Annotated in this window: 9 protein-coding genes; 3 read left to right on the top strand and 6 right to left on the bottom strand. The window is 32.2% G+C overall.

What is annotated here, in order from left to right; genetic code table 11:
- Positions 1–43: 43 nt before the first annotated feature.
- The 5 genes from AC4FQ3_RS15625 to AC4FQ3_RS15605 are packed head-to-tail and all read right to left on the bottom strand — an operon-like array spanning position 44 to position 10469.
- On the bottom strand, positions 44–2461 hold the full coding sequence (locus AC4FQ3_RS15625) for an ABC transporter permease (protein ID WP_491182432.1): 2418 nt from the start codon (positions 2459–2461) through the stop codon (positions 44–46).
- Positions 2462–4870: an ABC transporter permease gene (locus tag AC4FQ3_RS15620; protein ID WP_491182431.1), complete on the bottom strand. Its 2409-nt coding sequence runs from the start codon at positions 4868–4870 to the stop codon at positions 2462–2464.
- A 47-nt stretch (positions 4871–4917) separates the two neighbouring features.
- Entirely contained in the window at positions 4918–7329 is a 2412-nt protein-coding gene (locus AC4FQ3_RS15615; protein ID WP_491182430.1) for an ABC transporter permease, read from the bottom strand.
- A 1-nt stretch (position 7330) separates the two neighbouring features.
- Positions 7331–9754, bottom strand: coding sequence for an ABC transporter permease (locus AC4FQ3_RS15610; RefSeq protein WP_491182429.1), 2424 nt, complete (start codon positions 9752–9754; stop codon positions 7331–7333).
- Positions 9755–9758: 4 nt separating this feature from the next.
- Positions 9759–10469 (bottom strand): ABC transporter ATP-binding protein, encoded by a 711-nt coding sequence (locus tag AC4FQ3_RS15605; protein ID WP_491182428.1) that lies wholly within the window; start codon positions 10467–10469, stop codon positions 9759–9761.
- Between the two features lie 276 nt (positions 10470–10745).
- Here AC4FQ3_RS15605 and AC4FQ3_RS15600 point away from each other — a divergent pair, with 276 nt between their 5' ends.
- The 3 genes from AC4FQ3_RS15600 to AC4FQ3_RS15590 all read left to right on the top strand — a co-directional run bounded on the left by AC4FQ3_RS15600 (position 10746) and on the right by AC4FQ3_RS15590 (position 13996).
- Positions 10746–12101 carry a sigma-54-dependent transcriptional regulator gene (locus AC4FQ3_RS15600; protein ID WP_491182427.1) on the top strand — a complete coding sequence of 452 codons (1356 nt, stop codon included), beginning with the start codon at positions 10746–10748 and terminating at the stop codon, positions 12099–12101.
- A gap of 230 nt (positions 12102–12331) precedes the next feature.
- Entirely contained in the window at positions 12332–13663 is a 1332-nt protein-coding gene (locus AC4FQ3_RS15595) for a sensor histidine kinase (protein WP_491182426.1), read from the top strand.
- Positions 13664–13744: 81 nt separating this feature from the next.
- The gene (locus AC4FQ3_RS15590) at positions 13745–13996 is read left to right on the top strand and encodes an FUSC family protein (RefSeq protein ID WP_073395613.1); all 252 of its coding nucleotides are present in this window, start codon (positions 13745–13747) and stop codon (positions 13994–13996) included.
- 19 nt (positions 13997–14015) lie between these two features.
- Here the strand turns inward: AC4FQ3_RS15590 and AC4FQ3_RS15585 are convergent, their stop codons facing one another.
- Entirely contained in the window at positions 14016–14600 is a 585-nt protein-coding gene (locus tag AC4FQ3_RS15585) for an HD domain-containing protein (protein ID WP_491182425.1), read from the bottom strand.
- Between the last annotated feature and the right edge of the window lie 371 nt (positions 14601–14971).

Here is a 14971-nt window from a genome sequence, read left to right as displayed (position 1 = left end):
ATTTTTATTTTACCTTTTTAAGAGCATACTGTTTAAGACTTCATTACTCGTACTTTAAATACTGTAAAATATCAGTTTTTGTTGCTGCATAAGCTCTTGAAAGCACAATGATTAAAGTTAGAATTAATAACACAACAAATCCTAAAATAAAAGGAATTATGCTAATGTCGATTCTAAAAGCAAAATTCTCCAGCCATTTATTCAACAAATAATAAACAGGAAAAAGCGCAATTAAAAAACCAACAATGCAGTACAAAACATATTGTTTCGACAGTTCTTTCAACAGCACATTTGTTTCGGCGCCAAGTGTTTTTCTGATGGCAATTTCTTTCATTCGTCTTTGTATCGAATAAGAGGCAACCGCAAATAAACCAAAAAGTGCAATTAGGATTACGACGATATTCAGTAATGAAAACAAGTTCTTTTGCTTAATATAAGATTCGTAAGTTCTCGCATATTCTTTGTCAACAAAATCATATCGAAAAGGATATTCGGTATCCACTTTTTCCCATAATTTTTCAATCCTTTTAATCGTAGTTTCCAGATTATCAGATTTTACTTTTATGTAAACCCTGTTGATGTTGTGCGCCATATTAAAGGTTTTAATGTGATAGAAAACAATTGGCGGCACTTTTAATTCCGGGCTCAGTAAATTAAAATCTTTAACAATACCAATGATTTTTAATTTCTGATCGCGTATCAGAAGTTCTTTCCCAATAGGATTTTTAAGCTTCATTAAATTTAAAGCACTTTCATTTATTATAACCGAATTAACCGTATCCGAAGCTAATTTTCTATCGAAATTTCTGCCTTCTTTCATTTTAACATTCAGCATTTCAAGTAAACCATAGTCTAAAGCGATACCTCTTTCCTTAAAAAGTTCATTGTTATAAAGAACGGGTGAAATCGAGTTATCAGATCCATCAAAACAAATAAGTCCGGTTGAAATTTGTTCAACACCTTTAATTTTGCCCAATTCCTGTTTTAAAGTATTGTATTTAGCAGAAATGGTTTGTTCTGCATTTTCGGATGTATATTCTGCCAACGGAATATTTAATGGAATTGTAAGAACCTGATCACCTTTAAAACCGAGATCTTTATTTTGCAAATATTGAATTTGCTGATAAACGATGTTAGAACCAATTATAAAAAAGGCCGCAATGGCAAATTGAAAAATAAGCATTCCGTTGCGCAGCCAGATTCCGTTTTTGCTTCTCTCAAAATTACCTTTCAAAACTTTAAAGGTTTGAAAATTGGCGACATAAATTGCCGGAAATAAGCCTGCAGTTATAACCGTAATGATAAAAATCAAAACCAATTGTATATAAAACTGACTAGCCAAAAGTGTAATGTTTTTGTTTAAAAAGTTGTTGTAATACGGTAAAGTAAGTTCGACAATTACTAACGCCAGTAAAATAGAAAAGCTGGTTGTTAAAACGGTTTCAAAAAGAAATTGTACAATAATATTACTTTTAGATGCACCCGAAATTTTGCGTATTCCAACTTCTTTAGCACGCTTTACGGCATTTGCAGTTGCGAGATTGATGTAATTAACAATAGACAAAATGAGGATCAAAACAGATAAACCCATCATGATCATTAAAAATTGATAATTTCCTCGTGCTTCGGGATAACCATCTGCTACCGAATGTAATCTGGCTTTTGATAAAGGTTCAAGAATAACCGTAAAATAACCTACTTTTTTAGCCATTTCTTCGGGAGTAAAACCTGCTTCTTTGGAAAGTCGCGTAATAAAATCGTGGTTGTAAATTCTTTCGAGTTTCTTTCTTGTAAGATCAACTTTTGACGGGTCTTTTACTTTTAATAATAACTTTAAAATAAACGGATTTATGTGTCCGGAAGTTGTCAGTTCCTTCATTTTATTGATGATGGCATTTGGCGCAATCGAAGAATTTCCGGGGATATGATACACCGCCCGTACAGAAAACAGCTGGTCAAAGCATTTTATTTGTTTTCCAATGGGATTTTCATTTCCAAAAATTCTTTTAGCCGTAATATCAGAAATAGCAATGCTGGAATCATCTTTTATGGCTGAAATCGCATTTCCCTGAATAATTTTGAAAGGAAAAAAAGAAAAGAAATTTTGTTCGACATTGATAATTTTATCTACAAATTGCTTCTTTCCGTTATAAATAATTTTATCCTTTTGATACCAACTGTCCGCATACATTATAGTTTCGATATTTGGATCTTGATCCAACGCAGGTTTTAAAAATAAGGCACAATCTGACCATGCCGGCATATCGCTTAGTTGAATCAAAACCTGATAAACATTGTCTTTTTCAGGATTCCAGTCGTTGTAATTTTGTTCATCGTTCCAGTAGAGCAAAGCAAATATTAATCCTGAAATTCCTATTGACAATCCCAGAATGTTTAAGAAGGAGAAAAGCATGTTGTGCTTTAATCGGTAAATAAATATATTGATATAGTTTAGTATCATTTATTCGTATTTTAAATATTTCAGGATATCAACTTTTGTTACTTGGTATGCTTTTGCCAAAACAACGGCAAGTGTCAGAAATAGTAAAGACACAAAGGCAAGAATAAATGGTAAAATTGGAATATTGATGCGAAAGGCAAAATCTTCGAGCCAGTTTTTTAATAAAATATAAGCTGGAATAATTCCGATTAAAAATCCGATAATGCAGAAAACCACATATTGTTTAGAAAGTTCTTTCAGTAAAATATTGGTCTCAGCGCCAAGGGTTTTTCTAATAGCGATTTCTTTAAATCTTCTTTCCATAGAAAACGATGCCAGGGCAAACAATCCGAAAACGGCAATTAGAATTACAATCACATTCAAGAGAGCGAATAAATTTCTTTGATCTTCATACTTTTTGTAGGTTTTGGCGAAATTTTTATCCACAAAATTGTATTCGAAAGGATATTCTGAATCCACTTTTTTGGACCAAAAATTCTTTAAAGAAGAAATAGTATTTGAAATATCTTTTGGCGAAAGCTTTACAGAAACGTATTCTATATTGCCTTGCGTCCATTTCTGAGTATTTATATGAAATAAAATCATGGGATTAATTTCATTGTCTAAACCAGAATAATGGAAGTTTTTAACGATTCCCACAACTTTATATTTTTCGCCATTCCAGCCGATTATTTTATCCAAAGGATTTTTTTCCTGCAAAATTTTGGCTGCCACTTCATTCAGTAAAACATTAGAAATAGTATCGGATGCCAGTTTATCTGTGAGCGATCTTCCTTTTATAACTTTTATTCCCAACATTTCCAGCATCCCGAAATCAAATCCGATTTGCTGAATTACTGTCACTTTGTTGTTATAAAATAAACCACCTTTTGAACTTTCATTTTCTCCAATAGAAAATGCTCCGGCAGAAACAGCTTCAACGCCGTTAATTTTTTGAATTTCTTGCTGGATGCTTTTATATTGCTCAAATTTACCTTTGCCTTTTTGTTCTCTAAAAGCAATATTCATGATTTGAGATCCTTTAAAACCCAAATCTTTTTCTACCATAAAATTGACCTGTTGGTAGACGATAAAAGAACCGATAATAAAAAAAGCAGCAATCGAAAATTGTATAACAAGCATGCTGTTTCTACTCCATATTCCACTTTTACTGCGGGAAAAATTTCCTTTTAAAACATTCAAAACGGCAAAATTTGAAATGTAAACTGCCGGAAAGACTCCACAAACAAAAATCACGACGATGAAGATTAAAACGAGCTGTAGGTAAAATTGTGATCCGGCCAGAATTAATTCTTTGTCTAAAAATTGATTGTAAAATGGCAGCGAAATTTCAACAATTACGAGTGCTAGTAATACGGCAAATAAGGTAATTAATGCAGTTTCAAATACAAACTGAAACACAATTTGCAATTTTGTAGCGCCAATAATTTTTCTAACGCCCACTTCTTTTGCGCGTTTTATGGCATTTGCCGTGGCTAAGTTTATATAGTTTACAATTGATAATAGTAAGATCAAAATAGACAGCGCCATTAATATTTGCAAAAACTGAAGGTTTCCTGTTCCTTCCGGAAACGGATAATTTCCTTTGTAAAGTCTTGAATTTTCAAATGGGATTAATTTAACCTTCAAGGGTTCACCGTACTTTTTTATAAACGCTTCAAGGGTCATTCCTTCTTTTCTTGCCTGTTTTTTGTAGTTTTTTTCGATAAACAATTGTTCCATACTTTTAATGACCAGTCCTGCATCGTTTTTCTTTTTTAGTTTTAAGATTAAACCAAAATTAAAACCCCAATGATCTTTAAGATGTTCCAAATCTTCTTCAATAAGGTTCGTGACAGCATTCGGCATAACAACAGATTTTCCGGGTATTCTATAAACACCGCGAACGACAAATAATTTGTCAGCATATTTTACTTGTTTGCCAACAGGGTTTTCATTCTTAAATAAACGAAAGGCAGTTTCTTCAGAAAAAACAATGCTTTGCGGATCGTGAAGTGCACTTTTTGCATCACCGTATTTGAATTCAAATGGAAAAAAAGAAAAGAAACTCTTTTGGGCCGAAAATAGTTTATCGACTAACTCTATTTTTCCATTGTATTGTATTGTTTCTTTTGTGTAATAAGTATTGAAATAACAATAATTTTCTAAATACGGAGTGGTTGATTTTATAGCCGGTGCAGGAATAGCAGAGTTTGCAGCCATGATATTACCTTCTCCCAAATCATTCATCACGATAAATGTTTTATCATTTGAAGTATTCCATTTATCATAAGAATGTTCATCGTTCCAATACAAAATCGAAAAAATTAATGCCGCAATTCCTATACTCAGGCCCAGAATATTCAAAGCTGTAAAAAGCTTATTGTTTTTAATGTGGTATATAAATATGTTTATCCAGTTAAGTATCATAGTTTTAGTTGTAGCGTTAAGAATAAAAAGAAGAGAAGTGTCTTTTTTTATTCATATTTCAGATATCTCAAAACATCAATTTTAGTCACCTGATACGCTTTTGCCAAAACAATCGTTAAGGTCAAAAACATCAAACAAACAAATGCAGCAAAAAATGGAAGTAAAGGAATGTCGATTCTAAAGGCAAAATTCTCCAGCCATTTTTGCAATAAAAGATAAGCTGGCAGTATTCCGATTAAAAATCCGATAATGCAGAAAATCACATATTGTTTAGATAAACCTTTCAGTAAAGTATTGGTTTCCGCGCCAAGTGTTTTTCTGATGGCAATTTCCCGTAATCTTCTTTCCATAGAAAAAGAAGCCAAAGCAAACAGTCCGAAAATGGCGATTAAGATTACTACAATGTTTAATAAAGCAAATAAATCTCTTTGGTTTTCATATTTTTTATACGATCTGGCAAAGTTTTTATCTACAAAAGTATACTCAAACGGATATTCAGCATCGACTTTTGTTTTCCAGAACTTTCCAATATTATCAATGGTTTGAGGCATTTCATTTGGTGAAATTTTGACTGAGATTGTATGCATTTCACTTTGAGACCATGATTGTGTTTTAATGTGATAGAAAATCATTGGGCCAATTTTGTTTTCAAGACCAAAAAAATTAAAGTCTTTTACAATTCCGACAACTTTATAATTGCCATCTTGCCAATTTACTACCTTATTCAACGGGTCTTTTTCTAATAATGTTTTTGCTGCAGTTTCATTTAATAAAATATTTGAAATCGTATCTGAGGCAATTTGTTCTGTTAAATCACGGCCTTTTATCACTTGAATACCAAGAAGCTTCAGTATTCCAAAATCAACACCCATTTGCTGCGTTATAACTTCCTGATGCGTTTTATAATGTAAACCAGCCCATGAATTTTCGATGCCCCCAATAGAAAATGATGCTGCAGAAACAGCTTCGACACCGCTAATTTTTTGAAGTTCCTGTTGAACTGCTTTATAGCGGTCAAACTGTCCTTTTCCTTTTTTAGACTTAAATGAAATGTCTATAACTTGCGCTCCTTTAAAACCCAAATCTTTTTCGGCCATAAAATTTACCTGTTGGTACACGATAAAAGAACCAATGATAAAAAATGTGGCAATAGCAAATTGTAAAACCAGCATTCCATTACGAAGCCAAATCCCGCTTTTGCTTCTCGAAAAATTTCCTTTTAAAACTTTCAGCACTTCAAAATTGGAGATGTAAATTGCGGGAATAACACCAGAAACAAAAACAACAAGAATGAAAATCAATATTAATTGAAGATAAAATTGATTTCCTAAAAGAATGAGATTTTTGTTTAATAAAGCGTTATAAAAAGGCAATGAAAGTTCTACAATTACCAATGCAATCAATACAGAAAACAGCGTAATTAATACAGTTTCAAATACAAATTGCATAATGATTTGCCATTTTGAGGCGCCAACAACTTTTCTTATTCCAACTTCTTTAGCTCGTTTTACAGCATTTGCAGTTGCCAGATTAATGTAATTGGCAATCGATAATAACAAAATAAGTATAGATAAACCTATCAATATTCGCAAAAAAGTCACATTAGCATTTCCTTCCGCAAATGGGGTGTTTCCATTATATAGTCTTGCACTGGTAAGCGGTAACAACTGTGCTTTAATAGGTTCGCCGTATCTTTTTATGAACGACTCAAGATCTAAACCTTCTGCCTTTGCCTGTTTTTTATAGTTTTCTTCAAGAAAGATTTGATCCAGTTTTTTAATGACAGCGGTTGTATCTCTTGCATTTTTTAGCTTAAGCATTAATCCGTAATTCAACCCCCAGCTTTCTCTGTTTTTTTCTAAATCATCTTCTATTACCGTTGTAACTGCAGATGGCATCACCGAAGATTTTTCGTTTAATCGATATACTCCACGAACCACGAAAATTCGTTCTGCATATCTGACTTGTTTCCCCATCGGATTTTCGTCTTTAAACAGACGTGAAGCTGTTTCTTCAGAAAGAGCAATGCTGTTGCGATCGTGAATAGCGCTTTTTGCATTACCGCGAATAAATTCGAAAGGAAAAAAAGAAAAGAAACTGCTTTGTGCCGTTAAAATCTTATCAACCAATTCTATTTTTCCGTGATATTGTATCGTTTGCTTCGAGTAATTGGTTCTAAAATAGCAATATTCATCTAAGTAAGATGTGGTCGATTTTAAAATAGGAGCAGGAATTGCAGACGATACAGCCCAGATATTACCTCCGCCAAGATTACTCATTACCGAATAGACTTTGTCTTTTTCAGGATTCCACTGATCGTACGAATGTTCTTCATTCCAGTACAAAATCGCAAAAATTAATGCTGCAATTCCAATGCTTAAGCCCAAAACATTCAAAGCCGTAAAAAGCTTATTGTTCTTGATATGATATATAAATATGTTTGTCCAGTTTTTTAGCATTTTACTCGTATTTAAGGTATTTCAAAACATCAACTTTTGTTGCCTGATAAGCTCTTGTTAACACAACCGAAAGCGTTAAAAACAGTAAAGCACTAAATCCTATTAAAAAGGGATAAAGAGAAATGGTAATTCGGTACGCAAAATTCTCCAGCCATTTGTCCAGTAAATAATACGCCGGAAACAAAGCGATTAAAAATCCAATTACGCTGAAAAGGACATATTGTTTACAAAGTTCTTTTAATAAAACATTGGTGTCGGCTCCCAGAGTTTTACGAATCGCGATTTCTTTCATGCGTCTTTCGATTGAATAAGAAGCAAGGGCAAATAACCCGAAAAGAGCAATTGTAATTACAATAATATTCAGCAACGAGAAAAGATTCTTTTGCTTTACATAACTGCTATACGATTTTTTATATTCTTTATCTACAAAATTGTATGCAAATGGATATTCAGGATCTACTTTTTTTGTCCACAGATTTTCCACGTCAGCCAGAGTTTGCTGCATCGTTTTTGGATCAGCTTTAATGTAAATATTATTCATAAGTGAGGTAAACCAGGGAGCGGTTTTAAAATGTAAAAAAGTCATAGGAGGTATTGGTTCTCCAGGATTTCCTAAATTAAAATCTTTGACAACTCCCACAATAATTACATTAATTCCGTTCCAGTCGATTTTTTTTCCTATCGGATCTTTTTCATTCAATAATTTTAGGGCGGTTTCATTAATTAACATCGAACTTATAGTGTCCTGTGCGAATTTTGGGTTAAAATATCGTCCTTTCACCATTTTTATTTTCATCATTTCCAATAGTCCAAAATCGATTGGCATATTACTGCCGTCAACATTTATATCTTTATAATGATAGGCTATTACAGATTTTGCACCATGTCCAAAAACAAAACCTGCACCTGCCACTTGTTTTACTCCTTTAATGTGCTGTAATTGATTTTTAATAATGTTGTATCGTTCAAGGCGATGTTTGTCTGTAATTCCTTCGCCATAGATATTTCTGTATGAAATGTTTAGAATTTGATTTCCATTAAAACCTAATTCTTTAGAATTCATAAGATCTATCTGCTCGTAAACAATATAAGATCCAACAATAAAAAAAGAGGCAACAGCAAACTGAAAAATCAACATTCCGTTTCTAAGCCAGACACCGCTTTTACTTCTGCCAAAATTTCCTTTTAATACTTTTAATGATTCAAAATTTGAAACATAAACCGCCGGAAATATTCCTGCGATAACTACAGTTACAATAAATATCACGACAAGCTGCAAAAAGAACTGACCACTTTGCAAAGCGAGTGTTTTCTCTAAAAAGGCATTATAAAAAGGCAAAGAAAGTTCTACAATAACAAGGGATATCAAAATAGAAAGCAATGAAATTATTGCGGTTTCAAAGATGAATTGCTTAATTATAGCCGACTTTGAAGCTCCGATAATTTTTCGAACCCCAACTTCTTTGGCTCTCTTTATAGCATTTGCCGTAGCAGAATTGACATAATTGACAATTGACAGGGTTAGAATTAAAATAGATAATCCAACCATGATCAATAAAAATTGAAAATTGCCTTTTGCTTCAATCAAACTGCCGGTTTTTGAGTGTAAACGAAGTGATGCTAATGGCTCTAAAGAAGGTTTTATCTCGCCAAATTTTTTGATAAATTCTTCTGGCGTGATACCTTGTTGTTGTGCAAAGCGAACGGACATATTTTCATAATACAAATTCTTAAGATTATCCGTTACTTGTTTTTGACTGTTTGAATTTTTAAGTTTTAATAAAAGAACAGAATGAAAATTTCCCCATTCCTGAATGGTTTTATTTAATCTTGCATCCATAAAATTAACTACACACGACGGGTTATAAACTGATTTTTTGTCCAGTTTATAAACACCTCTAACAATCAGGTTTTTACTTTGTAGTACTACCTGTTTGCCCAAAGCGCTTTCGTTTCCAAAAAGCTGAACGGCTAAATCCTGAGATAAACAAATACTGTTTACATCTGGCAATGCTGTTTTAGCATTTCCTTCGATAAAAGAATAAGGGAAATAATCAAAAAAGTTCTTTTGAGCCGAAACTATCTTGTCTGACTGTACTTTTTTATTATTAAAACGAATAATATCATTATTATAATCGCCGCTTAAATAGCAATATGATTCGACTTGAGGGCTTGCTGTTTTTATAGCAGATCCTATTGGCGATGAACTTGAAGCCCAATATGTCGTTGCATCCATTTGATTGGCTACTAAAAATACGTTGTCTTTGTTTGGATTCCATTGATCGTAACTTTGCTCGTCATTCCAATATAAAATTGCAAAAATCAATCCTGCAATTCCAATACTCAAACCCAAAACATTCAAAGCCGTAAAGAGCTTGTTGTTTTTGATGTGGTATATAAATATGTTTGTCCAGTTTTTTAGCATTATTCTAGTTTTTAGAAGTTACCAAAACATCAACATTTCTATTGTTTATTTTTTCAGAAAGAATAATTCCGTCTTTCATTAAAATAGTTTTTTGAGAGAATGAAGCATCGTAATCTGAGTGCGTCACCATTAAAATTGTGGCGCCGCCAGCATGAAGATCCGTCAATAATTCCATTACTTCATTACCATTTTTACTATCCAGATTTCCTGTTGGTTCATCGGCAAGAATAATTTTTGGATCGTTAATTAAAGCTCTTGCAACCGCCACACGTTGTTGCTGACCTCCGGAAAGTTGTTGCGGATAATGTTTTAGTCGATGCGAAATACCTAATATATTGGCGATATTCTGTACTTTTTTCTTTCTTTCAGAAGCCGGGACGTCATTGTAAATAAGGGGCAATTCTATATTATCAAAAACAGAAAGTTCATCAATCAGGTTGAAATTCTGAAAAATGAAACCTATGTTCTCTTTTCTGGCTTTTGATTTTAGATTCTCTTTTAAGCCAATCATTTCCTGACCTAACAATTGATAACTTCCTCCCGAAGCGCTGTCCAGCAATCCGATAATATTTAATAAAGTTGATTTTCCGCTTCCGGATGGTCCCATAATCGAGACAAAATCGCCTTCGTTTATGGTTAATGAGATTTCGCTTAATGCATTTGTTTCTACTTCTTCGGTTCTGAAAATTTTTGAAAGTTTGTTAATCTTGATCATAATTGTTGTTTTAGATTGATGTTTTTAATTTTTTTTTATTGCCGAATAATAGAAACAGGCCCGAAATTAAGATAATTAACAATATAGTTGTTAGCTATCAAATTTTGTTACTTTTACCAGCAATAATGGTTCACATATTTGATGATTTGTTAGTCTAAATGTGATTTTCATGCCAAAAAATTAAAGATTGTAACTGCCTTATTTTTACGTTTTTATTTTTTATAAAAAACAAGAAGTGTCCATTAGTGGACAGCTTTCGTCCAAAACCGAACAAAAATGAAAAAGACAAATGCCTCAATATTAATCATCGACGATCAGGAAGATATCCTTTTTGCGTCGAAAGTGTTTCTGAAAAAGTATTTTGAAAACATTTATACACTTAATAATCCCAAAAATGTTATCGAATTATTGTCGAAAAATACCATCGATGTTGTTTTGTTAGACATGAATTACAGAATAGGTTTTGAAGACGGAAGGGAAGGTTTGTATTTATTAAAAGAAATAAAAACGCTTTCACCAAAAACTATCGTGATCTTAATGACCGCTTTTGGAAAAGTTGAAACGGCTGTAGAAGGCTTAAAATCAGGCGCTTTTGATTATATACTGAAACCCTGGGAAAACAAAAAACTACTCGAATCTGTAAAACAAGCCGTTGATAAATCCAGAAAAGAACAGAAAAAAGATAAGAATGTTGAAATACAGAATGACTTCTTTATAGGAACTTCTGATAATATAAAAAAAGCGTATTCTCTGGCAGATAAAGTAGCAAAAACCGATGCTAATGTTTTAATTCTGGGAGAAAACGGAACCGGAAAATTTGTTCTCGCGCATCATATTTATTCTCAATCGGAAAGAAAAAATAATCCATTTATTGCGGTTGATTTAGGATCTCTAAATTCTAATATTTTCGAAAGCGAATTATTCGGTTACGCAAAAGGCGCTTTTACAGATGCAAAAGTTGATACTCCCGGACGCTTTGAAATGGCGCAAAACGGAACTATTTTTCTGGATGAAATAGGAAATGTTCCACTGCATTTGCAATCTAAACTATTGCAGGTTATTCAAACCAAAACCGTAACAAGACTGGGAGAAACTAAACCCAGAGCTTTGAATGTGCGCATTATTACGGCAACGAATTTGAATTTAAAACTGGAAGTTGCCGATAAAAATTTCAGGGAAGATTTATATTATCGTATTAATACGATGGAAATTATTCTGCCGCCGTTGCGAGAAAGAAATGCAGATAAAATTCCGCTGGCCGAATATCTTCTGGAAAAAATGATTGAAAAATACGGCAGAGATGAAATTACTTTCGATAAAAAAGTATTGGAACAAATTGAAAAACACGCCTGGAATGGAAACATTCGCGAAATGGAAAATAAAATTGAACGCGCCGTTATTCTTTGCGAAAATAACAAAATCACAGTTTCTGATTTAGATCTCGAAACCGTAACTCTTTACGATGAAAATCCGGATGATATTCAGCTTTCATCTATAGAAAAAACGACAATCGAAAAAGCATTGTTGAAACACAATAGTAATATTAGCAAAACCGCCGATGAATTAGGATTGTCACGTGGTTCTTTGTATCGACGTTTAGAGAAATATAATATCAAAACAGATGAGTTGTAATTTAAAAATAAATCACATAAGTATAAAAACACACATGAATTTCACTAATTGACACTAAGCTGACTATTAAAATTTGTGCAAATTCGTGACCCGAGCGATAGCGAACGGACGAAGTAAATTTGTGTTTAAAATTGATTTATAATATTTGTATCCAGATGGTAGCATAGCTATGAGAAAAATTACAGTTCAGGATTTTTAATTTTTAATTCCAAATTTTTAATTTTAAAAATATGTTTAAAACATTTCAAACCTATAAACTTTTGTTTGTACGATTAATTCTAATTATTGCAGCGATAGAAATTTCGATTTACTTTTTTAAAATCGATTTGATTTTTACGGGCATATTTGGTCTTTTTATTGTTTTTTTATTCATTCGCGAAATGTATTTTTATGTTCGGAATTTTGTTTTGCTTTACGATAAAACCATCTCTTCGATCTTGCAAAATGATTTTACATCCGATTTTACCAAACATAAATTCAATAGAAGTTATAATGATTTATTTCATTTATACGACACCTTAAAAAACAAGCAAAACGAAGAGGTTTCAAAAGATATAATTTACCGTTCGATTTTAAATAATATCGAAACGGGAATCATCATTTTACAAAAACAAGACTCAGATTGGAATGTTTTTTTAATGAATGAATATTTCTCCAAACAGTTTAATGTTCCAAAAGTTTCAAAGTGGAAATACCTCAAAAATCAATTGCCTTCGTTATGCGAAATTATTGAAGAAGATGATTTTCAGGAAATAAAAACATCTATAGAGATCAGTATCAATGAACAAAATAAGCAAACGTTTGTTTTGCAGGCTTCGCGAACAGAAATTTTTGAGAAAGATTATTTTATTGTTTTATTAGATTCAATTCAAAATGTAGTCGAGAAAAAAGAAAAAGATGCCTGGGTAAATTTGATGAAAGTGATTTCGCATGAACTTTTAAATTCGATAACACCAATTCGTTCTATTTGCCAGAATTTGCAGGATTTAGTCGAACAGGATTCATTATCGGCAGAAGATTTGGAAGATATAAAAAACAGTGTTGAAACGATGTTGAGAAGAAGTGACCATTTGCAAAAATTTGTAGAAGGATATCGAAAACTCGCCATGCTGCCTTCGCCTAAAAAGGAAGAAATAGAATTACAAGACTTGATAGATAATTGTTTACAAATCATGAATCCGTTATTTAAGGAAAATCAGATTGAAGTTTTAAGTAACATAGCGTTTAAACGTTGGATAAATGTCGATTCACAGCAAGTAGAACAAGTTTTGATCAATTTGCTGACCAATTGTATTTACGCTGTAAAAAATGCCGAATTAAAACAGATTATCATTTCGGCGGAAGCCAAAGAAAACAGAATTTTTATTAAAATTTCAGATAGTGGAACCGGAATCGAAAAGGAAATCGAAAACAAAATTTTCCTTCCGTTTTTTACCACCAGAAATGAAGGAGCCGGAATTGGTTTGACTTTATCAAAAAATATTATCGAAGCACACGGCGGTTATATTTCGTTTAAAACGGAAGAGGGGAGAACTGTTTTTGAGATTTGTTTGGTTGAATAAGTATTTTAATTTGAATTAATTGTAATATTTTTTTTATTATATTAGCTTGATTAAAAGCTATTTATGATAAACAAATAACCAATGGATAAAAAACCACTATCAGATTTAACAGACCAGGAATTATTACAAGAGGCAAAAAAAAGAAAATCAGCTTCAATTACTAACGCTTTTCTAATTGGTTTTTTGATTGGAGTTGTATTTTATAGTGTAGTAAAAAATACATGGGGATTTCTTACGCTGATTCCTTTGTTTCTTGCTTATAAATTGATTAACAATTCAAAATACGAGAAAGAAGAATTAGAAAATCTTTTGAAGGAGCGAGGTTTGAAATAAATAATAGATCTTGTTGTCCTCACGAGTTAATTTCAGAAGTACTTAGAAAACGATAATATTCTTTAATTTTAGTTTTTAGTCTTTCAGCCAAATATTGGTTTCCGTCTTTTAATTCATTGAATATAATTTCGGCTTCTTCTATGTATTTTAACTTTTTTTCGTCTTCCCAATAATAGGGAGGCTGATACAAATTTGAAATTCGGTCCGCCATTTTAACAGCCCAAATCTCTATAGGTTGCTCTTTAATTCTTTTAAGGCTGTCAAGCATTTTTTCAATTTGTCCCTCGATTTTGTCATTTTTTGTAAGAGCAAGAACTCCACTGGCAACTTCATGACCAAAAAGTTCATTTATTTTTTCATAGCTCGCCGAAGTGTCTTCAATTGTATCGTGTAGAATTGCACATTTAATAGCTAAACCAGAATTCATATTTTCTGTTGATTGAATAGCATTTAGAATTTCAAAGACAACACTTCCAATATGATTTATATATTCAACTTGTTCTCCATCTTTAAGACCGCCATATTTTTGTCCATTATGTAATTTCGAAGCTAGCTGCCAAATTTCCTGGATTTCATCTATTGACCAATATTTTTGTTTTTCCATATATATAATAAATTAAGGCTTGTATGTTTATGGTAAAATACAAAAATATTCGGAATTATTATTAAGTAATTGTGTAGTTTTCGAAATATTTATCCTTTAATAAAGTTGTTTTCTGGTTCTTCTATACAATAGGAACTCCTATCCAATGAAATATAAAAATTAGTGCGATAGTTATTCCAATACTGCACAAAGTTAGAAGACGCCAATAAGTAGATCTTCCATACCCAAATCGCCAAATTCTTTCGCCAGTTTCTTCCCGGTTTGATTTTAAAGTTAATTTAGCAAGTATAAATGTTGAAATGATAAAGATCAAAATTGTAATTAACCAAAATTTAATCATGATTTTATGTTTTTGAAATGTTGTTTAAATT

It is taken from the genome of Flavobacterium sp. AK-345 (assembly GCF_058310175.1).
This window is presented reverse-complemented; position numbering and strand designations above follow the sequence as displayed.